Genomic DNA, 25,580 nt, shown 5'->3' on the forward strand with positions numbered 1-25,580 from the left:
GCCGTTTCCCCACTCGGCACCGTCGATGTCTCAGCTGCCGCCGCACCGACCGAAGTTGGGCGGAAAATGGTGACGTCGGTCACACGGGGCGTCGCTTCCGATCGCCATGACCCGACTCGCAAGTGAGCCGCCACAGGAACAGGCGTGCTCCCGGACACGGGAGCGAAGACAGGTTTCCCCTGGCCAAGTCCCTGCACACAGAGTGAGAACCTGTTACCGATCGTTCACGTCGAACTCGTTTTCTGCCTCACTGTTACTCACCAGTCACTTTGTGTCGAAAATTGATCGCTTCCGACATACGCGTTTGCCCTCTCGAATCCGAAATCCTGCGGTTGAGGACAGAGTCGTTCTCCGGTGGCCCGCACAAGGTGGAGCGGGCCACCGCCAGCAGGACAAAGGACAGGATCAGTGACCTTCTCCCTCGACGATGTGCTCGCCGCGACCGTGGTCGTCACCGCGCTCCGGGTCTTCGCCCCCGACGTCCGGCATCTGACGCGCCGCCTGCTGGGCGCCGGTGTGCGCGTGGGCGCCAGCGAACTCCTCAGGGGCGGCCGCCCCGCCGAACCGGCCTCCTTGCGTGCCGCGTCCGACGACGAGGCGGCCCGGCCGTGAGCGACCACACCACCTCGCTCCCGTCCGAGGACGCGGACGAGCCGCAGGAAGTCTCCTACGCCCTGGCCGGGCCACCCGACCTCAACAACCTCACGGGACTGTCCTACGAGATGCCGCCCGACCTGGAGGCGTTCTTCGCCCTCTACGCCAAGCCCCACCTGCGCTACGCGCACTCGATGCTCGGCGACAAGCAGGCCGCCAAGGCCGTCGTGCGCCGCTGCTACAGCCACCTCTCCCTGAACTGGGTCAACGTGCTGAAGGAGGAGAGCCCCGAGGCGTACGCGTGGAAGCTCCTCAAGCAGCGCGTGGAGACCCATCTGCGGCTGTCCGGCCGGCCCGCCCAGACGCAGATGGTGCAGTCCGCCGCCTTCCAGCACACCGCCCGCGCCACCCTGGAGGCCATGCGCTGCCAGTTCGCGGTGCTGGAATCCGCCCTGGGCCTCTACACGGCGATAGCGCAACTGCCCGAGCGCCAGTACGACGTCATCGTCCTGCACTACGTCCTGGGCTATGCCTCACCGCACATCGCCAACATCATGGGCATCAAGCCCGACACCGTTCGATCGCACCGCCGGCTGGCGCGTCAGCGCATCGCCATCAAGCTCGGCCTGTCGATCGACCCGGCTGCCGACGAGACGGAGTAGCACCGTGCCCAGTCACCTCGACGACCTCCTCGCCCAGGCCGCCACCGACGACGACGTGTTCACCGACGCCGACCTCGCCGACCTCCGGCGGGACATCGTGCGCGACGTCACCGAGACCCTCATGTTCGGCGCCGTCCCGGCCCCGGCCGGACAGCTGCCCACCGTCCACGGCCAGGCGGCCACCGGCCTCGACGCCCTGTCCACCCAGGCGCTGCATCACCGGGAAGCCGCCGGACGCTTGGCCCGGCTCGCCGCCGAAGGGCCCGACCCCGACGGAGCCCTGTACTTCGCCTGCCTCCTGAGCCTGGCCGACTGCCATGAAGGGGCCCAGTTCTGGTGGCAGTTCTCCGCGGGCGCCGGCAACGCGTTCGCCGCCCACTGCCTGCACCTCTACCACCTCAGCCGCGGCGAGGTGCGCGACGCGGGCTTCTGGGCACAGCAGGCCCTCACCCTCGCCGACCCGCCCACTCCGCGCGCCCCGCACACGCGCCGGCCGGCCGCGGCACCACGCGAGACCCGCCTGCCGAAGGAGTTGCAGGAAGCGGTACGCCGCCTCAGGGTCGACACGGTGGAGGAGTTCGGCATGGGACGCGTCCCGCACCCCGACTCCCGCCTCGCCGATCAGGTCGAGGAGCTGACCGGCGCCTCCTGACGGAGGGCGGGCCACCCCCGCTCGTCACGGGCTGCCGCCGCCGGGCGCAGGCGCGTCGAGCGGGAAGTCCGCCGGTGGGGCGTCTGCTCGGGTGCCTTCGAGGATGACCCGGGCGACCAGTTCGGGAGCCCTGCGGAACGGCACGTGTCCGCAGCCGGCGAGGACGATCTGCCGTGCGCCGGGAATCATCGCCTGGAGTCGGCCGCTCTGCCATCGCGGCAGCAGCCGGTCCCGGCTCCCCCAGACGATGGTCACCGGGATGCCGGGGATGTCACCGGTGAACAGGCCTCGGGTCCGCCCGGCCCGCAGCACCGAGTCGAACCCGGCCGCGTCGCGCATCGCCACGATGTCCGCCACCACCGCGGGCGGCAGACACCGGGAGCGCAGTCCCTGGACGGCCCGGCCGCGGACGGCCGTCCCGGGCTCGGCGTCGGCGGGCGTCCGCAGCATCGCCTCCGGCAGGATGCGGGAGCCGCGCCGCACGGTGTGCAGAGCGGCGAACGCGTAGCGCCGCTCGGCCTCGGTCCAGAATCCGGCCGGCGCCAGTGCCGTCACGCTGCGCGCGAGACCCGCCTGCCCGAGGCGCAGTGCGACCAGACCGCCCAGCGAGTGCCCCACCACGTGCGGCCGTTCCAGCCCCAGGGCGGCGAAGACCGAGCCGAACATCGCCACGGTGGTCGGCAGATCACGCGGGACGGCGGGATCGGGGTCCGGTGACTGTCCGAAGCCGGGGAGGTCGAAGGCGACGGCCTCCCGCTCGGCGACGACGTGCGGAAGCACCGGATCCCACGCCTGGCGGCGGTGTCCCAGGCCGTGCAGGAGCACGACCGGCTCGCCGGTGCCGTGCCGCTCGTAGGCCAGGGACACCGCGGGCAGGCCGGGGGCCTGCCCTTGTGCCATCAGTGGCGGGGGAGCCTCGGGGCGGGCGGGGGAAGTCTCTTCGGCAGGGAGGGCGTTTCGTTCGGTACGCGGGACGTTCCGTGCGCGGGTGCCGTGTGTCGCGCCACCGCACACGGTGGAAGAACGAAGGAAAGGAACCGGGCCCATCAGCGGCCACCTCCCCCATGAGCACATGGACTTGATGCGCTCTCCATCATAAATCGTGAGCGCGATCGGCTCATCACGAGTTTCACCGCGGGCGGGGCGAGGCGGGTGTCACGTCGACCAGATGACCCTGCCGTTGTGCTCGATGACCACCTTGCCGTCGGCCCGGAGCACCAGGCGGGCGCCCTCGTGGCCGTGAGTCTTCGAGGCCCAGATGGGGCGGTCGTCGCCGTTGTGGATGACGAGGTTGCCGTCCTGCTGGAAGATCGCCCGGTGGTTCTGGCCGAAGGTCATGGCCGCCCAGATGGGCTTGCCCTTCTCGTTGTAGACGACGAGGTTGCCGTCCGTCTGCATGACCAGGCGGATGCGGTTGGTGGTCCAGGCCTGGTTGACCTCCAGGACGCTGGGTGCCGAGACGGTCTCGGTGGTCCAGTCGGGCTTCGGGGCCGCCTTGGGCTTCGGCTTGGGCTTGGGCTTGGCCTTCTTCTCGGACGACGCGCTCGCGCTCGGCGTGGGCGTGGGCACCACGGCCTTGGGGGCGATGGCCTTCGGGGTCTCGGCCTTCTTCGACTTCTTCTCGGACGGGGACGAACTGGGCTTCTTGGCCCGGTAGTCGTCGAGCCCGGCCGGGCCGGAATTCGGGTTCAGGACGGTGTCGGAGCCACCGGCCGACAGCTCCTTGCCGCCGTCCGGGGGGCCGTCGTCCCTGGCGCTGCCCACCAGCAGCAGGGGTATCGCGATCAGGGCGGCACCGACGATCGCGGCACCCGCGAGGACCGGCTTGCGCGGGCGCCCGCCGTCGACGCCGGTCGCGGCCTTGGTACCGGGCGGTGCCGTCTTGACCGCCGCCGCCACGGCCACGCCTCGGCGCCCGCCCTCGCGCTCTCCCTCGCCCTCGCCTTCGGGCGCTTCTTCGGTCTTTCCGTCCGGCGTCTTCGCCGTACTTCCCTCGGGGCCTTCCTCGGGACTTGCCCCGGCACTTCCCCCGGGCGTCTCCGCGGTCGTTCTCTCGGGCTCGGGCTCGGTCTCGGGGGTCTTCGAAGCCTCCGGGGCCGTGGCCTGGCCCGGCTCCTCCCCGGCGGGTACGGCGGATGCGGCGGGTGCGGCAGGCGCGGAGGAGGACTTGGTCTTCTCCTCCGGCGTGGACCCTTCGGTCTTCTCGTCCGGTGCGGCTGGCGCCACGGACTTGCCCGCCTCCTCCGTGGGGGCGCCGGGCTGCCCCGCCTCTTCCGTGGGGGCGGCGGTCGTCTCCGCGTTCGCGCCGGGGGTGCGGTGCTGGGGGGACATGCGGTACTCCTCGGTGGCGGAGCTGTCGGGGGTGCGCGGGGCCGCGTGACGGGCGGGGCGGTCGAGTTCCGCTCGCCACGCGGGGGTTGAGCGGGTCCGCGTCGAAGTGGGGTGGTGCGGCTGGGTGCTTGACGCCGGTCTCCGCGTGGTCGGGCGCGGTGGCGGCCGCAGGCCGGTCCGACGCCTTCCGGGCTGCGAGGTCTTCCCGTACGGCCCTGGGCCGGGCGTCTGGACGTCCGGTCGGAACGCACCGCGCGCCGGCGGGGACCGGGCGCGTGCCCAACTTAGCCCGTCAGGCGGCCGACGACCGCTCCTGCCCCCACAACTCCCCTTTCGCTTTGTCCCCTCACGCCTCACTGCTCCCGGAAAGTTCCTCACTCGGACAACAAACGGGCACGCCTGGACCCGAAACGGACTCTCCCCTGCCCCCAACGAAAGAGGCGCATGTGGCATTCTGTTGACTCCCGACGTGATCAGTGTCGGCGTGCGCGCCCGTTCGCCCGGCGCCCAAGGACTGGTACGGATCGAAGAGTTCAGGTGAAGATGCGGTCCGGAGAACAGCCGGAGGACAGGCATGACACCACGCCCGTGATGCCCGGTGACCCCCGCCCCGCCGCGGCCCCCGCCTCGCCCGTCGACGAGGTGCCCGACGCGGCCGACGCCCCCGAGATACCCGAGGCCGTACGCGCCGCCGCCCGCCGCGCCCCCGGCCACTGGATCGGCGTGGTCGACCCGGAGTGGACCGACGAGCGCACTCCCCCGGAGTGGGCGGTCCTGGGGGAATGGCGGTCCGACGAGAGCGGGACCGTGGCGGACTACCGCGCCAATCCCGCGTACCGGCCATCGGCCCGTGTCCTCGGCTGGCCCGAGCCCACCGACCCGGTGGACGCGGCGGCCCAGCGTGCCGCCACCGGCTACGGCTCGGTGGACGAGGCGCTCGCGGTCCTCGCCCGGGCCGAGATCACGGTCGTACGCGGTGCTGACGGTGCGCCCCTCCTGGCCGCGGGGCGCGACGGGGCGCCGGTGGTCCTGTCGTTCACCTCCCCGGCACATGAGTTCACGTCCGAGGCACTTGTCCATGACACCCTCCCCGCACGGGATCTTGCCCGCTCGCTGAGCGGTTCGGGGGCTCGGCTGATGGTCAACGCCGGGGCCGCGGCGCCCCTGCTCGTCCCTGCGGAGAGTCTTCTCGGCGCGGACGGCGACTCTCCTCGACCACGGCCCCACACCACAGGGAGGACCTCGTGACGCGTTCGGCCCAGCAGCCCCCCACCTCGCAGGCGGCCGAGACCGGTTCCGACGGCGAGGAGACGACGGCCGCCTCGGCCGGCGCTTGCCCCTCGAAGCCCGAGCCGGACAACGCGGACCCGCGCACCACGGAGCCGGATACCGCGGCCCCGGACACCGCGGAGGCGAAGACCCCGGAAGCGGCCCCGAAGACCGGAGCCACGGCCGGCGCACCGACCGCCGAGCCCGAGGCGGCAGCCCCGGAAGCCAAGGCCGCCGAGCCCGTGACCGCCGCCCCGGAAACCAAGGCCCCCGCGCCCGAAGGCGCCCCCGCCCCCGACGGCGAGTCCACCGCGCACTCCGCCGCCGAGCCCGAAGCCGACCCCAGTGCCGCGACGGCGGCCAAGAGCCGGCTGCCCGCGCTCGTACGCACCGTGTCCGCCACCGCGATCGACCGGCCCCAGCAGCGGACCGGGCCGGTCGGGCGGCCGGGCAGGGCCGTGCTCGCCGGGGCCGCGGTCGCGGGAGCGCTCCTCGTGTCCGTGCCGCTGCTGACGCTCGGCGGAGACGACGACAAAAACCCCAAGTCGTCCACGGCGGCCGGGACGGTCCTCGGCCCCGACGGCCAGGAGGCGCCCGGAGACTTCGCGGTGACCCCGCCCGACACCGGCTCCAAGGACGACGAGAAGGCCTCCGCCGGGCCGAAGAAGCCGAAGAGGGAGTCCGCCGCGCCCGCCCCGCCCGAGGACGACGCGAAGAAGGACGCACCGAAGGGCGATGGCCAGAAGGACGAGCCGGCGAAGAAGCAGGACGACGGGAAGAAGTCCGGCGGGAAGAAGGACCGGCCCGCGAAGACCGACCCGGGACCCACCCTCGGATTCCCCGTCTCCCTGCACAGCCACCTCTCGGGCCGCTGCATCGACGTACCGGCGGGCAACTTCAGCGACGGCCGGCAGCTTCAGATGTGGGACTGCAACAACGCCGACGCGCAGAAGTTCCGGTTCGCCTCGGACGGCACCGTCCGTATCGGCGGCAAGTGCCTGGACGTGGCCAACGCGAACTACAACGACGGCTCCGCCATCCAGATCGCCTGGTGCAGCGGGAACAACGCGCAGAAGTTCGCCCTGAACCCCAGTCACGACCTGGTCAACACCGTGGTCGGCAAGTGCGTCGACATCAAGGGCGGCAACCGGGACAACGGAGCCGTGCTCGAACTGTGGAGCTGCACGGGCGCCGACAACCAGAAGTGGAGCGTCTGACCGGGCGCCGGGAGCACACCGCTCCCGGTACCCGCTCGTCCCCGCGGGCGAGGCATGATGACACCGTCGGCTCGCCGACACGCGCCCCCGCCGAGGGGGCGCCCCGCTGTAGAGGCCGCCATGGCAAGGAGGTTGGTGCGTGTCGCGCCAGGTACTGACGGTCGGTCCGGGGACTCAGGACCGCTACCGGACGATCGGTGAGGCACTCGTGGCCGCCCGGACCGGCGCGCTCATCAGCGTCCGGCCAGGGACGTACACGGAGAACCTCGTGATCCACACCCGGGTCACCCTCACCGCCGCCGAAGGGCGGGGCACCGTGGAGATCCGGCCGCGCTCGGGCAGCGTGCTCGCGCTGCGCGCCGACGCGGTCATGCTCTCCGAGCTGACCCTGCGCGGCGGCGACGCCGAACTGCCGACCGTGGACGTGCGGCGCGGCCAGGCCGCGCTCGACGGCTGCGAGATCATCGGCGCCGCGTGGACGGCGATGCTGGCCGGGGGCACCGGTTCCCTCGCGCTGCGGGAGTGCCGGGTGAGCAACCCGCAGGGCGCGGGCGTCGTGGTCACCTCGACCACGCCCACCACCGTGGAGTCCTGCAACTTCGAGCACCTGGGCACCAGCGGCCTGGTCCTGGCGGAGGAGGGCGACGCGCGCGTGCGCGGCTGCACGGTGCGCGGCGCGCGCGGCAACGGCCTGCTGGCCAACGGCGAGTCCCGCGGCACCGTCGAGGACTGCGACTTCTCCTCCACCGACAAGCCCTCCATCGCCCTGGAGCAGAACTGCTCCCTCACGGTGGTCCGGACCGTGGTGCACGACACCAGCACCGGGGTGCACGTGAGCAGCGCGGGCCGTACGACCCTTGAGGACGTCCGCGTCACCGGCGCGTCCGGGAACGGGATCACGCTGGCCGGGGGCAGTGACCCGGTGCTGCGCCGCTGCCGGGTCTCGCGTACCCGCGGGCACGGCGTGCTGGTCACCGACCGGGCGCGCGGCACCTTCGAGGACTGCTGGGTGGACGGCGCGCAGGGCGCGGCGCTGCGGGTCGCGGGCGGCGCGTCCCCGGCCCTGACCGGTCTCACGGTCCGCGACTGCGAGGCGACCGCGCTGCTCCTGGAGGAGGATTCGGCGCCCGAACTGGATCGCCTCGAAGTGATCGGCGGCTCCCCCGCCGTCGCGGTACGCGGCGGCGCCAACCCCCTGCTGCGCCGGGCCCGCCTGGTCGAGCCCGCCGGTGACGGCATCGCGGCCACCAAGGACGCCCGGGGCCGCGCCGAGGACTGCGAGATCGTCCGGCCGAAGGGCGCGGGCATCCGCGTGGCCTCCGGCAGCACCCTCTACCTGGCCGGCGGCGGAGTCTCCGACACGGCCACCAGCGGCCTGGTCGTGGAGGACGGCGGCAACGTCACCGTCCGCGACTTCCGCGTGGAGATATCCGGCGAGGAGGGCGTGGTCGTCGCCGCGGGCGGTGAACTGACCGCCAACCGCACCACGGTGCACGCCCCGAAGGGCCACGGCTTCCTGCTGCGCGAGGGCGCGCTCGCCTCGCTCAGCGGCTGCGAGGTCTCCGGCGGCGAACAGGACGGCTTCCGCGTGGAGTCCACCGCGCCGGTCTCCGTGGTGAACTGCCTGACCCGGGAGAACGCGGGCGGCGGCCTGGTGCAGACCGCGCCCGGCGAGCGGCTCGCCGTGGAGGGTCTGACCAGCGTCGGCAACGGCAAGCGGGACGCCTGGGGCACCGGCAGCGCGGAGAACACCGATCCGGCCGGGTCCGGCGCCGGTGACGCGCCCCCGCCGGACCGCGAGGACGGCCCGCTGGGCGCCCTGAACGCGCTGATCGGCCTGGAGAACGTCAAGCAGCAGGTCGGCACCCTGGTCAACCTCACCCAGCTCGCCCAGCGGCGCGAACAACTGGGCATGTCGGCACCGCCGATGAGCCGGCACCTGATCTTCGCCGGGCCGCCCGGCACCGGCAAGACCACCGTCGCCCGCCTCTACGGGGCGATCCTGGCCGAACTGGGCTCGCTGCGCAGCGGGCACCTGGTGGAGGTCTCCCGCGCGGACCTGGTCGCGCAGGTCGTCGGCGGCACGGCGATCAAGACCACGGAGACCTTCCAGCGGGCGCTGGGCGGCGTGCTGTTCGTGGACGAGGCGTACACGCTCACCGCGGACAGCGGGAACGGCGGCGCGGACTTCGGCCGCGAGGCCGTGGACACGCTGCTGAAGCTGATGGAGGACCACCGCGACGATGTGGTCGTCGTCGCGGCCGGCTACTCCCGCGAGATGGACGCCTTCCTCGGGTCCAACCCGGGCCTCGCGTCACGTTTCTCACGGACCGTCGAGTTCGAGAACTACTCGGTGCCCGAACTGGTCGCGATCATGGGGAACATGTGCGCCCAGCACCAGTACGAGCTGGGCGAGGGCACCGCCGACGCGCTGGCCGCGCACTTCGAGGCGATGCCCCGGGACGCGGGCTTCGGCAACGGCCGTGCCGCGCGCGGGGTGTTCGAGGAGATGGTCGACAGACAGGCGGTACGGCTGGCCACCCAGCCGCAGGTCAGCGAGAGCGATCTGCGGCTGCTGCTGCCCGAGGATGTCTCCGTGGCCGCCGCCGCGAAGGGCGCCGAGAGCGCGGCCCCGCAGGACGACCCGCTGACGCGGCTGGGCGACATGGTCGGGCTCGCGGAGGTGAAGCGTGAGGTCGCGGACCTGGTCAACCTCATCACCACCGCCCGCCACCGTGCGGCGGCCGGACTGCCCGTCCCCCAGCTCAGCAACCATCTGGTCTTCACCGGGCCGCCCGGCACCGGCAAGACCACCGTCGCCCGTCTGTACGGGGAGATCCTGACGCAGCTCGGGATCCTCGGCCGCGGCCAGCTGGTCGAGGCGGCCCGGGCGGACCTGGTCGGGCGGTACATCGGCCACACCGCCCAGCTCACCCGTGAGGTCTTCGAACGGGCCCGCGGAGGTGTCCTGTTCATCGACGAGGCGTACACCCTCACCCCCAAGGGCGGCGGCGCCGACTTCGGCCAGGAGGCGGTGGACACCCTCCTGAAGCTGATGGAGGACCACCGCGACGAGGTGGTCGTCATCGTCGCCGGCTACACCGACGAGATGGAGCGCTTCCTGGCCTCCAACCCGGGCCTCTCCTCGCGTTTCCCGCGCCGGATCGGTTTCTCCGACTACTCCTCCGAGGAACTGGTCACCATCGTGCGGGCCCAGGCCGCGGCCATGGGCTACGAATGCGGCCCCGGCACCGGACCACTGCTCAGGGAGTACTTCGACTCGCTGCCCCGGGACCGGGCCTTCGGCAACGCCCGCCTGGCCCGCCAGGTGGTCGAGTCGATGGTCACCCGGCAGGCGGGACGGCTCAGTTCGCTGGCCGCGCCCACCCTGGACGATCTGCGCATCCTCGTGCCCGAGGACGTCGTGGCCGTGACCCCGAAGGCGGCCCGGTGAAGACCTCCGCACGCGTGCTGTCCGGCGCCGGTCTCGCCGCCGCGCTGCTGCTGACCGCGGCCGCCCCGGCCCAGCCCGTCCCCTTCGCGGGCCCGACGCCGACGGCCGACGGGAAGAAGGGCGGCCAGGAGCTGCCCGGCATGCCGTCCTCGCTCGACGCGCAGGACGGGGGCGCGGCCTGCACGCCCGCCTCCGGCGAGAAGGCGAAGAAGCAGGACTGGTCGCGCCAGCGCCTCGACCTGGACCGGCTGCACCGGTACGGCACGGGTGAGGGAGTGACCGTCGCCCTCATCGGCACCGGGGTCGCCCCGGGCGCGGCCGGGCTCAAGGGCAGGGTCACCGCCCAGGGCGCGGCGGGCGAGGACTGCGTGGGCCACGGCACCTTCCTGGCCGGGCTGATCGCCGGGAACGGCGGCGGGCAGCCCCGGCTGGCCGGGATCGCGCCGGACGCGAGGATCCTGGCCCTGCGCGGCACCGGCTCGCGCGGGCAGGCCGACGCCGACCTGGTCGTACGAGCGGTGCGCGAGGCCACCGAGGCCCGCGCGGGAGTCATCGCGGTCGCGGTGGCCCTGCCGCGCCGGGACAAGGCGTTGACCCGCGCGGTCGCCGACGCCCGCCGTGCGGGAGCCGTGGTCGTCGCCGCGGCGACGCCGGACCCGGACCGGCGCGCCACCGAGGAGGTGCCGCCGCGCACCTACTGGCCGGCCGGTGAACCGGGCGTCCTCTCGGTGGCCGACATGCTGCCCGCCGGTGCCCGCCCGGACAGCGCCCTGCCCACCGACGGCATCGACCTGGCCGCCCCCGGCGCCGGGGTGGTCTCCGGTGGCCCGCGGGGCAGCGGGCACTATCTCGGCGCCGGTGCCGCGGTGGCCGCCGCGCAGGCCGCCGGTGCCGCGGCCGTGGTGCGGGCCACGCATCCCGACGAGTCGCCCGCGGCCGTCGCGCGCCGCCTGACGGCCACCGCCTACCCCGCCGACATCCCGCAGCTGGATGCCTACGCCGCCGTCACCACGGTCCTGGGCGACTCCGGTACCGCCTCCGGCGCCGGGCACGCCGCGGATCCCGTGGCCGTGCGGGACACGTCCGCCGCCGACCGTGCGACCGGCCGGGCCACCCTCTTCGTGCTGCTGGGCTCCTCCGCCGTGTTCGCGATCCTGTGGGCCGCTTTCGCGCTCCCCCGGGCGCGGGGCAGGGGCTGGCGTCCGGCGGGAGCGGGCGGTCCGGCGAAGGACTGAGGCGACTGAGGCGAACGTGGAGCGGGGGCCGCCTTGTGGCGGCCCCCGCTTCTCCCATGTGCTTCTCGGTACGGAGCCGGCGCACTCCCGCCGTCACTCCTCAGCCGCTCGGTGTCCGGCTCTCCTCCACCAGCGCGGTCTGCATCAGGCGCTCCTTGCGGCGGGCGATGTGGACGGCCCGGCCCGGCGGAAGGTTGCGGGGCTTGGCGTTGCCGAAGAGGCGGCCCTCGGTGGGCGGGCAGGACAGCAGCAGCGCGGGGTTGTTGGCCTCGTCGAGGCGGCGCAGCAGAGCGTCGCTGAGACCGCGTCCCGCGCCCATGGCGCTGCGGGCGACCACGAGGTGCAGGCCCGTCTCGAAGCCCAGGGTCAGGTGCTCGAAGAGGGGCTCGAAGGGACTCTGGAAGGAGTTGCCGGACACCATGTCGTAGTCGTCGACCAGGATGAAGAGGCGTGGCCCGGTCCACCAGTCGCACTGGCGCATGCGGGCGGGCGCGATGTCGGCGCCGGGCACGCGGGTCTTCATCGCGCGGGCCGCGCCGTCGATGGTGTCCTTGAGGTTGTCCAGGGAGATCACGTGCCCGATGCGGTACTCCTCGGGGACGGTGTCCACCAGGGTGCGCCGGTAGTCCACCGCGATGATCTTCGCTTCGTGAGGGGCGTAGCGGGCGGTGATGCCCGCGGTGACACGGCGCAGCATGTTGGTCTTGCCGCTCTCGGTGTCGCCGACCACGATCAGGTGCGGGGTGCGGCTGAAGTCGTGCCACACCGGTGCCAGTTCGTCCTGGTCGATGCCGAGCGGCAGGCGCATGCCGCCGCCCTCGGTGGCCTCGGGCGCCGGGAGTTCGGCGAGCGGGAGCCGATGGGGCAGCATCCGTACCTGCGGGGCGGTGGCGCCCTGCCAGTGCCGGGAGACCTCGGCGACCAGATGCGCGACGCCGTCGCCCAGGTCCTCCAGGGAGCCGCTGCCGTCGATGCGGGGCAGGCCCGCCAGGAAGTGCATCTTGCTGTCGGCGGTGATGCCGCGGCCGCCGCTGCGGGGCACCGAACGGGCCTTGCGGGTGTCGATCTCGGAGTCCATCGGGTCGCCCATCCGCAGTTCGAGGCGGGTGGCGGACTGGTCGCGGATCTGGGCCGAGAGCTCGACCCAGCGAGTGGTGGTGATGAGCAGGTGGATGCCGTAGTTGAGGCCGCGGGCGGCGAGTTCGTTGAACTTCGGGATCAGGTCGTCGTAGTCCTGGCGGACCGTGGACCAGCCGTCGACCACCATGAACACGTCGCCGAAGGGCTCGTCGGGGAACTCCCCGGCGGCCCGGCGCCGGCGGTAGGACTGCATGGAGTCCAGGGTGTGGTCGACGAAGAACTGCTCGCGCCGGGCCAGCAGGGTCATCACCTCGGCGACGGCCCGGTAGACCCGCTCGGGGTTCAGCCGCGCCGCCACCCCGCCGACGTGCGGGAGCCCGGCGAGCTGCGAGAGCCCGCCGCCGCCGAAGTCGAGGCAGTAGAACTGGATCTCGGCGGGGGTGTGGGTGAGGGCGAGGGCGCTGATCAGGGTGCGGGCCAGGGTGGACTTGCCGCTCTGTGAACCGCCCGCGACGGCGACGTGGCCGCCGGCCCCGGAGAGGTCCACGACCAGCGGGTCGCGGCGCTGCTCGAAGGGCTTGTCCACCAGGCCGACCGGGACCCGCAGTCGGCCGGTGCCGGGCCACCCGGCGGCGGTGAGGCCCCGCTCGGGGTCGGGGGCGAGGCCGGTCAGGAGGGAGTCGAGCGGCGAGGGCTCGTCAAGCGGCGGCAGCCACACCTGGTGGGCGGCAGGGCCCGCGTCGCGCAGCCGGTCGAGGGCCACGTCGAGCAGGGTCTCCTCGGTGCCGTTCTCCTCGGTCCGGGGCTCGGGGTCGGGCGTGGGGTCCAGGGTGCGCGGCACCACCCAGCCGCTGGTCCAGGGGACCACCTGGCTGGCCACCCGCGCCTGGATCACGGCGCCGGTGCGCCGCAGGTAGGTGCCGGAGGAGTAGGCGGCGCGGAACCGGGTCAGGGCCTCCACACCGGACTTGAGGAAGCCGCTGCCGGGCTGGGCGGGCAGCTGGTAGGCGTCCGGCACGCCGAGCACGCCCCGGCTCTCCATGGCGGAGAAGGTGCGCAGACCGATGCGGTACGAGAGATGGCTCTCCAGCTGGTGCATGCGGCCCTCGTCCAGGCGCTGCGAGGCCAGCAGGAGGTGCACGCCCAGGGAGCGGCCGAGGCGGCCGATCATCACGAACAGGTCCATGAACTCGCGGTGCGCGGAGAGGAGCTCGCTGAACTCGTCGACCACCACGAAGAGGCTGGGCAGCGGGGCGAGGTCGGCCCCCGCGGCGCGGGCCCGCTCGTACTCGAGGGCCGAGGTGTAGTTGCCGGCGGAGCGCAGCAGTTCCTGGCGGCGCATGAGTTCGCCGTGCAGGGCGTCCTGCATGCGTTCCACCAGGGCGACCTCGTCGGCGAGGTTGGTGATGACGGCGGAGGTGTGGGGCAGCTCCTCCAGGCCCAGGAAGGTGGCGCCGCCCTTGAAGTCGACCAGGACGAAGTTGAGCGTCTCGGAGGAGTTGGTCAGGGCGAGGCCCAGGACCAGCGTGCGCAGGAGTTCGCTCTTGCCGGAGCCGGTGGCGCCGATGAGCATGCCGTGCGGGCCCATGCCGCCCTGCGCGGACTCCTTGATGTCGAGTTCCACCGGGCGGCCGTCCACGCCGACGGCGATGGGCACCCGCAGCCGGGCGGAGCCGGTGTGGCGGTCGAAGAGCGCCTGCGGGTCGTGCCGGTGCAGGTCGGGTATGCCGAGCAGGGTGGTCAGTTCGACGTCGGAGTCCAGCGGCTGCGCGATGTCGCTGCCCAGGCTGATCCGGCGGCTGGTGAGCAGCCGGGCCAGTGACTCGACGCCGCGCGGGCCCAGCTGGTCGGGCGTGCCCAGGGGAACCGTGCGCTCCTTGCGGCTGCGGTCGGTGCGCACCAGGCTCACCTGGTCGGGGCCGGCCGTCAGCCGCAGCGTGTTGCGGCCCGGACGCCAGCGCAGCGCTCCGGAGACGTCGAGGACCAGGGCGTTGCGGTAGCCGTGGCCCTCCCAGCGGTGGCCGTCGGGGACGGTGACGCCGTCCAGGACGACGACCGTGAAGGGCTCGTCACGGCCGGGGCGGGCGTCCGGGTCGAAGCCGGGGCGCTCGGCGAACTCGGCGCCGAGCAGGTCGTCGAGCTCGGTGAGGTCGGCGGTGATCCGCCGCACCTGACCGGCGCCGTCCTCCTCGTAGGGGTGCAGCGTGTGCGGGAGCCACTTGGCCCACTCCCAGTCGGGCCGCCGCTCGTCGCTGACGCAGAAGGCGATCCACAGCTCCTCGGGCGCGTGGAACACCGCGAGCTGGCCGAGCATGGCGCGGACCAGGGCGCGTACGGCTTCGGTGTCCGGTTCGGCACCGGGGGTCCCTTCGGTGCCGGGCTCCTCCTCGGCGCGGAGCAGGAGCCGGGCGGAGGAGCGCAGGTAGAGGCCGAGCGGCTGTCCGGGGATGGTGGAGTAGGCGCGGATGAACCGGCGCAGGGCGTGCGCGCAGAGCGGTTCGAGGTCTTCGACGGGGCGGGTGGAGACCGGGTTGAGGGCCAGGGCGAGCTGCTGTTCGCCGACCGCGAGCCGGATCTCGCCGAAGTCCTCGTCGGCCGGGCGGCGCTCCCACAGCCGCGAGGTGCGGGCCAGCGCGCGCAGCGAGGCGGGCTCGGGGTGGCGCCAGGCCAGGGCCCGCTGCTGCTCGGCAATGGTGGCGCGGACCCGCTTGCGGGTCTGGGCCAGATAGCGGAGGTAGTCGCGGCGTTCGCCCTTCAGCCGCTGCTTGCGCTCGCTGGAGCGGCGCATGAGCTGGCCGAGGAGCATGGCACCGGCGGAGAGCGCCATGACGCCCATCGCCAGATACATGAAGACGCCGTTCCCGCCGCCGGGGCGCAGGAACATCAGCATCATCGACACCGACATGAGCGCCATCGGCAGATAAGTCCATATGGCCGAGGTGTCCGGAACTGTCTCGGCGAGGACCGGCGGCTCCTGAAGGGTCAATTGTCCCTCGGGCATCTCCGGTCCGCGTCTGCGGGCCGGACGGCGAAACAGCTCCACACTCAAGGAACAGAACCTCCGGTTTTACTGGCTTTCAGGCCCGCAGCGAATACCGGGGCGCTCGGTGGCGGGAAAGACCGCACCACACTGATTCTTCGGGACCCGCATGACGCGGTGAACACCGGGTGAATGGTTCAGGGGGTTAGCGGGGAACGGGCAACTCCCCTGACGGACAACTCGCTTCCGGTCTCCTCCGGACAATGGGTCCGGACCGCGGCACGCCCCGGTGGGCGTAGGCAGTAGTCTGCATTCACGGAACGCGCCCTGTCCACGCGGGGAGGTGTTCGCGGTCGGCGCGGACACAATTCCCTTGCCCGGCTCCCTCGTTCCCGGCCACCCGGGGCTTCCGTACTATTCGCACGTCCCCACCCCCGGGGAAGTCCTCCCGACAATGCCCCCACGGAAGACGAGAGTTCAGCCTATGACCGACAGTGCGGTGGCCGAACTGTGCCGCCTGACCGTACGTGCGCCGAGCGTGTCCGTCGACCTGGCCGTGCCCGCCGACGTGCCGGTCGCCGATCTCCTGCCCACGCTGCTGCGCTACGTCGGCGAAGAGGCCGAGGAGGCCGGGCTCGACCACGCGGGCTGGGTGCTCCAGCGGCTCGGTGACGCCCCGCTCGACGAGGAGGCCACCCTGGCCCACGCCGGGCTCACCGACGGGGCCGTGCTGTATCTGCGCCCGCACACCGAGGCGCTGCCCGAGGCGCGGCTGGACGACCTGGTCGACGGCATGGCCGACACCGCGGGCCGGCGTCTGCACACCTGGCACGCCGGAGCGGCCCGCGGACTCCTGGTGGGCACGGCGGTGGCGACGGTGGCGGCCGCCCTGCTGCTCGTGGTCTGGCCCGGAGTGACCGAGTCCGGCTCCCGCAGGGCCTTCTGCGCGGCCGTGGCCGGAGTGCTGCTGCTCGCGGGCGCCGGCTCGGCGAGCCGCGCGGTCGGCGACCGCGTCTCGGCGACCGCGCTGGGCCTGCTGGTCGCGCCCTGCCTGGCCCTGGCCGGCTGGCTGCTGCCCGGCGGCGAGCTGAGCGGCCCGGACACGGCGCGGATCGCGGGCGCCCGGCTGCTCGCCGCGGGCGCGGCGGGCGCGGGCGGAGCGGTCCTCGCGCTTGCCGCCACCGCGGTCGGCGCCCCCGCGCTCCTGGCCACCGCGCTGGTCTCGGTGGCGACGGCGATCGCCGGGGTCCTCATGGGCTACACCGGCCTGGGCGCCTCGGCCGCGGTGGCCCTGGTGGCGGCCGTGGTCACGCTCGGCGCGGGCGCGGTGGCCCCCTTCGCGTTCAAACTGGCCGGCATGCGGCTGCCCGCGCTGCCGTCCTCCGCGAGCCAGCTCCAGGAGGGCATCGAGCCCTACGCGGGCGACGAGGTCGCCCAGCGCACCGAACTGGCCGCCCGCTGGGTCACCGCGCTGTTCGCCGCCACGGGCACCATGGTCGCGGCCGCCCTGGTCGTCCTCACCCAGGACCCCAGCCTGCCCGAGGTACTGACCGCCCTCACGCTGAGCCTGCTTCTGCTGCTGCACTGCCGCGGCCTCGTCCACATCCCGCAGCGGATGACCCTGGCCGTCCCGGGCATCTGGGGACTGCTGCTGCTCGCCCGCGCCTGGGCCGTGGACAGCGACGGCAACGGCCGCCTGGTGGTCTTCGCGGTGCTGTTCGCCGTGGCCGCCGCCCTGGTGGTGGCCGCCTGGACGGTGCCGGGGCGCCGGGTGCTGCCGTACTGGGGCCGTGCGGCGGAGCTGGCGCACACCCTCTTCGCCGTGGCGCTGCTGCCCCTCAGCTGCTGGGTGGCGGGGCTCTTCGGCTGGCTGCGCGGCCTGTTCGGCTGAGCACACCCGCACACCGGGGCACGAAGCCCGCCCGCCGGGACACGGAACAGGAGTCACAGGAGAGGCCGTGCAGTCCAAAAGAGACCAGGTACACGCCCACAGTTTCATGATGGGCAGGCTCAGTTCGGGCCTGCTGACGGCCGATCCGGACGCTCCGGAGAGCCCGCTCGGGCGTACGACGCGCGGCGTCGTCTTCGGCATCCTCGTCACCGTGCTGGTCGGCGCGATCACCGTCGTCTACGGCCTGCTGCGGCCCGGCGGCAACGACGCCTGGCGCGACGGCAAGCACCTGGTGGTCAACAGCGACACCGGCGCACGGTACTTGTGGACCGACACCGACGGCGTCCTGCATCCGGTGCGCAACTACGCGTCGGCGCGGCTGATCGGCGGCTCCGACCTGCCGGCCGTCGACGTGCGCACCGCCTCGCTGAAGGACGTCCCGGTGGGCGCGGCGGTCGGCATACCGGGCCTCCCGGACACCGTGCCCGGGCCCGGTGAACTCGACTCCGAGGCCTGGCACATGTGCGTCACCGGACCCGCCGGGGCGCTGCCCGACACCACGGGCGCCGTGACCGACACCGGGGTGGACAAGCCCGGAGCCACCAGCGTGGTGGCCGGGGCGCCGCTGGACTCCAGTGACGTGGGCGGTGACCGCGGGGTGCTGGTGCGCGGACCCGACGGCACCGAGTACCTGGTGTGGCGGGGCTCCAGGCTCGCGCTCGACCGCGCCGCCGACGCCCGCAACGCGCTCGGGTACGGCTCCCGGCAGCCGATGCCGGTCTCGGCGGCCTTCCTGGACGCGCTGGCGCCGGGCCCCGCCCTGAGCCCGCCCGAGGTGCCGGGCCGCGGCGACAAGGGGCCCGAACTCGGCGGCGAGGCCAGCCGCATCGGCCAGGTGTTCAAGGTCAGCGTGCCCGGCGGCGACAGCACCTACCACCTGCTGCGCAAGGACGGCACGGTACCGCTGACCCGGCTCGGCGCGGCCCTGGTCCTCGGCGACCCGGCCACCCAGAAGGACGCCTACCAGGGCGATTCCCCCGAGGTCCGCACGGTCGGCGCCGACGTGCTGCGCGAGCACCGGGCGAAGAACCCGGGCCCCGCCGCCTCCGGGGAACTGCCCGACGCGCCGCCCACCCCGCGCTCCGCGCCGCGCGGCACCGCTCTGTGCGCGCAGGTGGACGGCGGTGACGGCGGCGCCCGCATCCGGTCGGTGCTGGTCCCGCTGGACCGGCTCGCCCCGGTCGCGGTGTCCAGGGGCACGGCCCCGCCGCTGAGCCCGGCCTGCGTCCCGACGGACGCCACGGTCGTACGACCGGGCCACGGCGCCCTGGTCCGGGCCCTGCACGCGAGCGGCGCGGCGCACGGCGGGACCACCTACCTGGTCGCGGAGAACGGCGTGAAGTACCGCGTCTCGGCCAAGATCTCGCTGGAGGCGCTCGGATACACGGCCGAGGACATCGACTCGGTCCCGGCCCCGCTGCTCTCGGCGTTCCCGACCGGCGCGGACCTCGACCCGGCCGCCGCGGCCGGCACGGTGAAACCCAAGGTCACGGCCCCGGACTGTGGCGCGGCCGACCGGCCGGGGCGCGGCGGCGACGGCGATGACGCGGGCAAGACGGTCACGGCGTCGGAGGGCGGCACGGCACGCTGATTCCGGCAAGGCGCCCATAGCCCTCCGAACAAAAGGAAAGGGACGTTAGCGGAAGAAAGGTCGAGCCGAATGGGGCTCGGAGGCCGTGAATTCGGTGCGGCCGTCGGCCCGTTGTGACGACGGATACGTGCGCGAAGTCTCAGGGGAAGCTCAAATATTTCGGACATCCATGCCCGCGTAATCCCGCGGGTGTTGCCCAAATCGACGTCCCGATGACCGTTCGGCCGCTGTGGGCGCCCGCTTTCCGCCCGTTTCGCGGGCGGTCGGTCCGGCGGTGACATCGCGGATTCCCGGGTGGTCGGCATCTGTGTTCATCCGGCTGCAATGCCGGGACAACTCCGTTGCCACACGGCTGAATTCAACTGCCCGACAGATGCTCAGATCTTCCTCACTCTCGTTGCGCGGAACACTGGGTTCTCTCTAGCCTCAGCGGGAACGGTGCGAAGAACGCGCCTGGACGAAAGGAGTGCGCCATGCCGGACAGCGCCGCAAGGAAAGCGGACTATGCCAAGGGCCTGGGAGGCGTCTCCTCTCTGGAGTCGGCCCGGGACCAGGTCGAGAAGGTGCAGAACAACGTCGCCGAGATCGCCGCGCGTTCGGGCGTCGGCGGCGACGAGGGCCAGGCCCTGATGAAGCTCTTCCGCAGCTGGAACACCGAGGCGCAGAAGGTCGTCGTCCAGATCAGCACGATGATCGACGCCCTCCAGGAGAACGTGACCTCCGCCAACCGCCTGGCGAAGGAGCACGAGGACCTCACCCAGGTCCTCGAGAGCAAGACCAGCCAGGGCGTCTTCGAAGCGCTGCGCTGACCCCCACCGCGGCACCGGCCCCCTTCAGCACGGCCGGACTTCGTGAGCTTCCCGGGCCCCGCGGCCCGGCCGTCAAGAGGAGACGTCATGTCCGAAGGCATCATCGACCTGCAATACCCGAAGGTCCAGCAGGCCATCGAGGAGTTGACCGAGCAGACCCAGCTGATCATCACCACCCTCAACAACCTGGAGGACGAGCTGAAGCCGCTCGTCTCGTCCTGGGAGGGTGCGGACCAGGAGAAGTACCGCGAGGTCCAGGCAGAGTGGGACCAGGCCACCAAGAACATGGCCCGCCTGCTGGGCGACAACGGCGAGCTGATCCGGTCCATCCACGACAACCACTCCCGTGACGAGCGCAAGAGCGCCGACAACTGGGGCAGTGTGCGCGCCCGCTAAGCCCTGACCCTCCTCCCGTACGAGGGCCCCATACCGGTCCGGCGGGCGCCTCTCCCCCGAGCGCCCGCCGGACCTCCCCTCGTGCCCCGTCCGGCACCGAGCAGCAGGAGAACGTCCCATGGCTGGTGACAAAGCCGACGTCAAGCATTTCGATCTCAAGCAGATGGAGAACTTCCGGGACAACGAGGTGCAGCCGGTGTACACCGCCGCGAAGAAGCACCGCGAAGAGGGCGACGGATCGTCCATCCGCCCGCTCGGCCAGCTCATCGACGGGCACACCACCGCGGAGAACCTCGACCAGAACCAGCAGCTTCTGCGCATCGGCAAGATGGTCAGCGAGCCCCTGGTCTCGGGACCCAAGCTGGTCGAAGGCGTGCGCACGGCGGCCGAGTCGATCGACAAGCTGCTCGGCGACCAGATGGAGCTCTTCAAGGAGCTCAAAGAGGCGCTCTCGGACACCATCGAGGAAGCCGGCAAGACCAAGGACAAGAACCTCAGCGCGATCGAGGCGCAGACGCTCCTGCAGACCTTCGAAGAGGTCGACACGCTGACCGCCGGGACCACCGGCGACCCGGAAGACGACTGACCCCGGCCGCCCACGCCGGCCCGTACGACAACCGACCAGAAAGGGCGCCCGGTGGCCGATCGCTACGATCCCAAGTCCGGTGAGAAACTCGACAAGTTCGACGAGGCGAAAGATCCGTCGGGCGACACCTGGGCCACCCTGGTCAAGCACATCACCGGCTATCCCGTGCCGGACCGCACCAAGGTCTTCGACACGCTCCGCTCCGACCACGGCGGCAAGCTGTTCCGGATGGACATCAAGGAGCGCAGCCTCAGTCTGGTCGTCAAGGACTCCGGGTTCCTGACGAACAAGGGCGAGGACTACGACATCTACTTCTTCGACGGCGGCAAGAAGCGGTCGATCATGCAGGCCCGGATCGTCTTCGAGGGCCGCGTGAAGGCCGGCGAGGAGATCATCTTCGACGGCCCCGGGTCCGACAACGTCCATGACGCCCAGGTCCGTGAGGGCAACGAGTTCACGGACTACAACAAGGACAAGATGAGCACGATCCCGCTGGCCCAGTACATGAACGGGCCACGGGCAGCGCTGCTCGCCCTCCTCGGCGGTGGCACGCAGAACGCGCGGTTCAGCAATCTGAGCGCGGGCGCGGACGGCGTGGTCGACCTGAACTCCTTCAACACCACCGGGGACTCCTTCGACTTCGCGGCCAAGTTCTTCCGGGACCACGCGACGGTCCTGAAGGACTGGGAGGACCGGTTCGGCCGGGACGACGCGAGCTGGAAGGGCGAGGCGGCGGAGGTCTTCCGCGGTCTGCTGAAGAAGATCCGCGAGAACTACGACGCCTACGTCGAGACCTTCGACTCCTCGGCGGGCACGGGCGACGAGACCGGCACCGGAAACACGGTGTACTCGCGGGCCCTCTCGCTGGGCCGCAAGTATCTGGAGGACTCCGCCACGAAGCTGCTCGACGCGTGGCTGGCCTGGGCCAAGTCCGCGTACTACGACCCGCATCAGGTGCTGCGCTACGTCCTGGACGACCTCGCCCGGTGGGTGGACGCGAACAACGTCGCCAACACGGACATCACGTCGACCACCACTCGTTACACCACGACCGTGCGCCACAACCCGAAGACCGGCTTCACACAGGTGCATCCGGAGTACGGCGACCTGACCGACATCGCCAACTGGGCGAAGGTCGGCGACGAGGCCGTCAAGATCTGGAGCCAGGGCGTCGACGAGTACCTGGGCAAGCCCGCCGCCCAGGTGCAGTCGAACCTGAACAACCACTTCATCGAACTCGGCAAGGACTTCTCGGAGAACGTGCCGAAGCCGAAGTCGACCAGCACGGCCGCCGACGAGTACGAGGAGAGGAAGCTCAAGGAGGAAAAGGACGACATCAACAAGCAGAACGAGGAGAACCGCAAGTACCAGGACGAGCTGCGCGCGGAGCAGGAGAAGCAGCGCGAGGAGGACAGGAAGTACCAGGAGGAGCTGCGCGAGGAGCAGAACCGGCAGCGCGAAGAGGACAAGAAGTACCAGGACGAACTGCGCGAGGAACAGCGCAAGGAGCAGGAGGAGGCCAAGCGCCTCCAGGAAGACCTGCGCAACGAGCAGAACCAGCAGCGCGACGAGGACCGCAAGTACCAGGACGACCTGCGCGAGGAACAGCGCAAGGAGCAGGAAGAGGCCAAGCGCGAGGCCGAGGAGCAGGCCAAGTCCATGGAGGAGAGCCTGGGCGGCCTCAACGATCCCGGCGGAGCCAACACGCAGACCATCGACGGCCTCGACGACCTGCTGAACGAGAAGCCGCCGGTCACCGAGAGCCTGGGTGACATGGGCGGTCTGAACGGCGACGGCCCGGAGGGGACGTCGGACAATCCGCCGTCCGTCAGCGAGACCCTGGGCGACCTCGGCCTGAACGGGCAGGGCGGCGACGGCCAGGGGCCCGGAAACGAAGCGCCCTTCGTGCAGAGCCTGGGTCTCGGCGGCCTCAACAACGGGCTCGGCGGTTCGCTCAAGACCCCGACCGGCGGCAACACCCAGCTCGGCAACGGCAAGGTCAGCACCGACTTCCCGGACGGCAGCAGCACCGCTTTCGACCCCGACAGCGAAACGCTCACCACCACCAACCCAGACGGCTCGACCACCACGCAGAACCTGGGCGACGGCACCAAGGTGACCAACCCGGACGGTTCGGTGACCTCGCTCGGTGACGACGGCAAGCTGACCACCACCTTCCCCGACGGCACCGTCCAGAGCGTCGACCCCGCCACCGGCCAGAGCACCACGACCCACCCCGACGGCTCCACCACCACGACCGACCTGGGCAGCCTCGACGGCATCAACAACGGCCTGAACGAGGGGCTCGGCAGCGTCAACGACCAGCTCGGCCAAGGCGGCGGCTCGCTCGAATCGCCGACCGGCGCCGACACCCGGCTGAACGCCACGGGTGACGTGACCACCGACTTCCCGGACGGCAGCAGCACCGCCTTCGACCCCGACACCGGAACGCTCACCACCACCAACCCGGACGGCTCGACCACCACGGCCGATCTCGGCACCGGCGCCGACATCACCAACGCCGACGGTTCGGTGACCTCCCTCGGGGACGACGGCAAGCTCACCACCACTTTCCCCGACGGCACCGTCCAGAAGGTCGACCCCGCCACCGGCCAGGCCACCACCACCGACCCGGACGGCAACACCACCACCCAGAACCTCGGCGACCTGGGCGGCCTGAACGCCGGCAACAACGGCAACGGCGTGGGGGATCTGGGCGACCTCGGCGGCATCAACTCCGATCTGGACACCGAGTCGATCGGCGATCTGGGCGACCTGGGTGGTCTCAACGGCGACCAGGCAGGCCTGGAGACCCCGACCGGCGCCCATACCGCGCTCGACGACGGCGATTTCACGACGACGTACGCCGACGGCACCAAGGCCACCTTCGACCCGGACAACGGGATGCTCACCACCACGAACCCGGACGGCACCACCACGGTGACCGACCTCACGCACGGGGCGCAGGTGACCAACCCGGACGGCTCCGTCACCTCGCTCGACAACGGCATGCCGACCACCACCTTCCCGGACGGCAGCAAGCAGGTCATCGACCCGGACACCGGTATCGCCACGATCACCGACCCCCAGGGCAACACCAGGACGGTCGACCTGCACGACCTCAACTCCGCCGGGAACGACGGCACCGCGGACGGCTTCGGGAACAAGAGCGGCCTCGACCTCCCCGGCGGCCCGGGCGGATCCAGCAGCGACGGCATCACCACGCAGGACGTCTCGCTCCCCGATCTCGGCGGCGGCAGCTCGGCCTCCGTCGGGGCCGGCCTCGGCCTCTCCGGCGACGGCCTCTCCTCGCCGGGCGGCCTCGGCGCGGGCGGCGTCGCCCCGCTCTCGGACTCCGCCACCGCCGGCGCCGGCCCGCTCGCCGCCGCCTCCGGGCCCGGCGCACCGGGCGCTCCCGGCACACCCGGCTCCCCCGGCATGCCCATGGGCGGCGGCATGGGCGGCATGGGCGGAGGCGGCGAGAAGGGCAACGGCGAGCGGGTGCGTGCCGTGCTGGTCGACGCGGCCGAGGAGAGCGAGCGGCGCAACCGCCGCAGGCGCAGCCCGTGGAACCGCCAGGAGGACAGCGACACCTTCCTGGCCCCGGCCTCCCGGGTGACCACCACCGGCGGCGACGGCTCCTCCGAGGAGGAGGCACAACCGGGGCGCGGCGCCACCACCTCCGCCGACTATCTGGAAGAGGACGCCGACGTGTGGGGCACCGAGGAGGGCGGCACTCCGGCCGTCATCGGCCGGTGAGGGCCACCCCGGCTTCCGTGCCGGAAGCGCACCAGGCAAGATCACATACGTAGTTGATGCCGCTGATGCGCTTGACGCGGAGGCCGCGGACGCAGTTGACGCCGGTCCGGCGTACGAAAAACAGCGAGGCGAAGGGAGGCGCGGTCCCGATGGAACCGTTGGAGAAGCGTCTGGAGAAGGCGATGGCCGAACTCCGGACGGCCCAGGAGTCGATCGCGCGCACCGAGCGCGAACTGAGGGAAGCGTCCTTCGCCGTGCTCTCGTCCGACCGCGCGGTCCGCGCCACCGTGGGCCCCCAGGGCGAGCTGAGCGGGATCGAGTTCCTGGAGAACAAGTACCGCGACATGTCCCCCCAGGAGCTGGCCGCCAGCGTCCTGGAGGCCACGAACGCCGCACGTCTGAAGATGAACCGCCATGTGATGAAGGCGATGGCCCCCTTCACCGAGCCCAGCAGCGACGTACCGGAGCTGAAGGGCTTCGAGCTGGACTGGGAGCGCATCTTCGGACCCGAGGTGCTCCACGAAGACGGCGAGGGCACGCCACGCACCGGCAAGCCCGCCCCGGCCTGGCGGGACGCGATCGGCGAGGACGGGGAGAACTGACCATGGGCGAGCGCTACTACGTCGACCCGCAGCGCATCGAAGCCCTGGCGGGGCAGCTGGAGGAGATCGGCTCCCTGGCCCGGAGCATGACCGAGGAGTTCCTCGACGAACTGGCTCCCACGGTCAGCTGGCCCGGCACCAGCGGAGAATTCGCCGAGAAGGCCAAGCCGCAGGAGCAGAAGGAGCGGCAGACCACCAAGGACACCATGATGTCGATCCGCGACGCCCTGACGGGCATCACCGATGCCACGCTCAGCCAGGTCCGGATGATGAAGGACACCCGCGACCGCAACATCGAGGACATCGAGCAGGGGACCAACCGCATCGACACCCACGGGCTCGACGGCGACGGCAGCGGCCCGGGCGGGCATGGCCGCCGCTGACCACCGCACCGCAGGCCGCTCCCGCACCA

The 25,580-nt window shown here is 72.1% G+C and carries 18 protein-coding genes; 15 read left to right on the forward strand and 3 right to left on the reverse strand.

The genetic code is table 11. The annotated features are described in order from the left end of the window. Window positions 1-408 precede the first annotated feature (408 nt). From QBL25_RS07175 to QBL25_RS07185, 3 genes are read left to right on the forward strand one after another with little or no spacing between them, the layout of a single operon-like run. Window positions 409-612 (forward strand): hypothetical protein, encoded by a 204-nt coding sequence (locus QBL25_RS07175; RefSeq protein WP_409056160.1) that lies wholly within the window; start codon window positions 409-411, stop codon window positions 610-612. Then, window positions 609-1,256 (forward strand): RNA polymerase sigma factor, encoded by a 648-nt coding sequence (locus tag QBL25_RS07180; protein WP_409056161.1) that lies wholly within the window; start codon window positions 609-611, stop codon window positions 1,254-1,256. The genes QBL25_RS07175 and QBL25_RS07180 overlap by 4 nt, the downstream gene beginning before the upstream one ends. Window positions 1,257-1,260: 4 nt before the next feature. Beyond that, the gene (locus QBL25_RS07185) at window positions 1,261-1,908 is read left to right on the forward strand and encodes a hypothetical protein (protein ID WP_409056162.1); all 648 of its coding nucleotides are present in this window, start codon (window positions 1,261-1,263) and stop codon (window positions 1,906-1,908) included. 24 nt (window positions 1,909-1,932) lie between these two features. Here the strand turns inward: QBL25_RS07185 and QBL25_RS07190 are convergent, their stop codons facing one another. Both QBL25_RS07190 and QBL25_RS07195 read right to left on the reverse strand, forming a co-directional pair. Further along, entirely contained in the window at window positions 1,933-2,808 is an 876-nt protein-coding gene (locus QBL25_RS07190; protein ID WP_409056163.1) for an alpha/beta fold hydrolase, read from the reverse strand. Between the two features lie 255 nt (window positions 2,809-3,063). Continuing rightward, window positions 3,064-4,239 (reverse strand): mannose-binding protein, encoded by a 1,176-nt coding sequence (locus QBL25_RS07195; RefSeq protein WP_409056164.1) that lies wholly within the window; start codon window positions 4,237-4,239, stop codon window positions 3,064-3,066. Between the two features lie 591 nt (window positions 4,240-4,830). Between QBL25_RS07195 and QBL25_RS07200 the strand changes: the two genes are divergently transcribed. From QBL25_RS07200 to QBL25_RS07215, 4 genes are all read left to right on the forward strand, one after another. Then, the gene (locus QBL25_RS07200) at window positions 4,831-5,487 is read left to right on the forward strand and encodes a type VII secretion system-associated protein (RefSeq protein WP_409056165.1); all 657 of its coding nucleotides are present in this window, start codon (window positions 4,831-4,833) and stop codon (window positions 5,485-5,487) included. Then, window positions 5,484-6,725 (forward strand): ricin-type beta-trefoil lectin domain protein, encoded by a 1,242-nt coding sequence (locus tag QBL25_RS07205; protein ID WP_409056166.1) that lies wholly within the window; start codon window positions 5,484-5,486, stop codon window positions 6,723-6,725. The genes QBL25_RS07200 and QBL25_RS07205 overlap by 4 nt, the downstream gene beginning before the upstream one ends. 139 nt (window positions 6,726-6,864) lie before the next feature. Next, window positions 6,865-10,179, forward strand: coding sequence for a right-handed parallel beta-helix repeat-containing protein (locus QBL25_RS07210; protein WP_409056167.1), 3,315 nt, complete (start codon window positions 6,865-6,867; stop codon window positions 10,177-10,179). After that, a complete protein-coding gene (locus QBL25_RS07215; protein WP_409056168.1) occupies window positions 10,176-11,414 on the forward strand; it encodes a S8 family serine peptidase in 1,239 nt (412 codons plus the stop codon). The genes QBL25_RS07210 and QBL25_RS07215 overlap by 4 nt, the downstream gene beginning before the upstream one ends. Window positions 11,415-11,514: 100 nt before the next feature. On the opposite strand, the gene eccCa is transcribed toward QBL25_RS07215, so the two are convergent. Next, on the reverse strand, window positions 11,515-15,495 hold the full coding sequence (gene eccCa, locus QBL25_RS07220) for a type VII secretion protein EccCa (RefSeq protein ID WP_409056169.1): 3,981 nt from the start codon (window positions 15,493-15,495) through the stop codon (window positions 11,515-11,517). Between the two features lie 463 nt (window positions 15,496-15,958). Between eccCa and eccD the strand changes: the two genes are divergently transcribed. The 8 genes from eccD to QBL25_RS07260 all read left to right on the forward strand — a co-directional run bounded on the left by eccD (window position 15,959) and on the right by QBL25_RS07260 (window position 25,551). Continuing rightward, window positions 15,959-17,365 (forward strand): type VII secretion integral membrane protein EccD, encoded by a 1,407-nt coding sequence (gene eccD, locus QBL25_RS07225; protein ID WP_409056170.1) that lies wholly within the window; start codon window positions 15,959-15,961, stop codon window positions 17,363-17,365. A gap of 67 nt (window positions 17,366-17,432) precedes the next feature. Beyond that, window positions 17,433-19,016 carry a type VII secretion protein EccB gene (eccB, locus tag QBL25_RS07230; protein WP_409056171.1) on the forward strand — a complete coding sequence of 528 codons (1,584 nt, stop codon included), beginning with the start codon at window positions 17,433-17,435 and terminating at the stop codon, window positions 19,014-19,016. Window positions 19,017-19,489: 473 nt separating this feature from the next. Beyond that, window positions 19,490-19,825 carry a hypothetical protein gene (locus QBL25_RS07235; protein WP_409056172.1) on the forward strand — a complete coding sequence of 112 codons (336 nt, stop codon included), beginning with the start codon at window positions 19,490-19,492 and terminating at the stop codon, window positions 19,823-19,825. An 87-nt stretch (window positions 19,826-19,912) separates the two neighbouring features. Beyond that, window positions 19,913-20,221 carry a WXG100 family type VII secretion target gene (locus QBL25_RS07240; protein ID WP_409056173.1) on the forward strand — a complete coding sequence of 103 codons (309 nt, stop codon included), beginning with the start codon at window positions 19,913-19,915 and terminating at the stop codon, window positions 20,219-20,221. A gap of 118 nt (window positions 20,222-20,339) precedes the next feature. Beyond that, window positions 20,340-20,807 (forward strand): type VII secretion system-associated protein, encoded by a 468-nt coding sequence (locus tag QBL25_RS07245; protein WP_409056174.1) that lies wholly within the window; start codon window positions 20,340-20,342, stop codon window positions 20,805-20,807. Between the two features lie 51 nt (window positions 20,808-20,858). Then, window positions 20,859-24,566, forward strand: coding sequence for an AAWKG family protein (locus tag QBL25_RS07250; protein ID WP_409056175.1), 3,708 nt, complete (start codon window positions 20,859-20,861; stop codon window positions 24,564-24,566). A gap of 149 nt (window positions 24,567-24,715) precedes the next feature. Further along, window positions 24,716-25,168, forward strand: coding sequence for a YbaB/EbfC family nucleoid-associated protein (locus QBL25_RS07255; protein ID WP_409056176.1), 453 nt, complete (start codon window positions 24,716-24,718; stop codon window positions 25,166-25,168). Window positions 25,169-25,170: 2 nt separating this feature from the next. Further along, window positions 25,171-25,551, forward strand: coding sequence for a hypothetical protein (locus tag QBL25_RS07260; RefSeq protein ID WP_409056177.1), 381 nt, complete (start codon window positions 25,171-25,173; stop codon window positions 25,549-25,551). Window positions 25,552-25,580: the final 29 nt, after the last annotated feature.

The sequence above is a fragment of the Streptomyces sp. SYP-A7185 genome (assembly GCF_046103685.1).
Taxonomy (GTDB): domain Bacteria; phylum Actinomycetota; class Actinomycetes; order Streptomycetales; family Streptomycetaceae; genus Streptomyces.

What these genes read in the sequence shown, in the direction of transcription:
- QBL25_RS07190 (WP_409056163.1), bottom strand. Translation starts at nt 2,808, where the DNA reads ATGGCACAAGGGCAGGCCCCCGGCCTGCCCGCGGTGTCCCTGGCCTAC.
- QBL25_RS07195 (WP_409056164.1), bottom strand. Translation starts at nt 4,239, where the DNA reads ATGTCCCCCCAGCACCGCACCCCCGGCGCGAACGCGGAGACGACCGCC.
- QBL25_RS07200 (WP_409056165.1), top strand. Translation starts at nt 4,831, where the DNA reads ATGCCCGGTGACCCCCGCCCCGCCGCGGCCCCCGCCTCGCCCGTCGAC.
- eccCa (WP_409056169.1), bottom strand. Translation starts at nt 15,495, where the DNA reads ATGCCCGAGGGACAATTGACCCTTCAGGAGCCGCCGGTCCTCGCCGAG.
- eccD (WP_409056170.1), top strand. Translation starts at nt 15,959, where the DNA reads ATGACCGACAGTGCGGTGGCCGAACTGTGCCGCCTGACCGTACGTGCG.
- QBL25_RS07235 (WP_409056172.1), top strand. Translation starts at nt 19,490, where the DNA reads ATGCCGGACAGCGCCGCAAGGAAAGCGGACTATGCCAAGGGCCTGGGA.
- QBL25_RS07240 (WP_409056173.1), top strand. Translation starts at nt 19,913, where the DNA reads ATGTCCGAAGGCATCATCGACCTGCAATACCCGAAGGTCCAGCAGGCC.
- QBL25_RS07245 (WP_409056174.1), top strand. Translation starts at nt 20,340, where the DNA reads ATGGCTGGTGACAAAGCCGACGTCAAGCATTTCGATCTCAAGCAGATG.
- QBL25_RS07255 (WP_409056176.1), top strand. Translation starts at nt 24,716, where the DNA reads ATGGAACCGTTGGAGAAGCGTCTGGAGAAGGCGATGGCCGAACTCCGG.
- QBL25_RS07260 (WP_409056177.1), top strand. Translation starts at nt 25,171, where the DNA reads ATGGGCGAGCGCTACTACGTCGACCCGCAGCGCATCGAAGCCCTGGCG.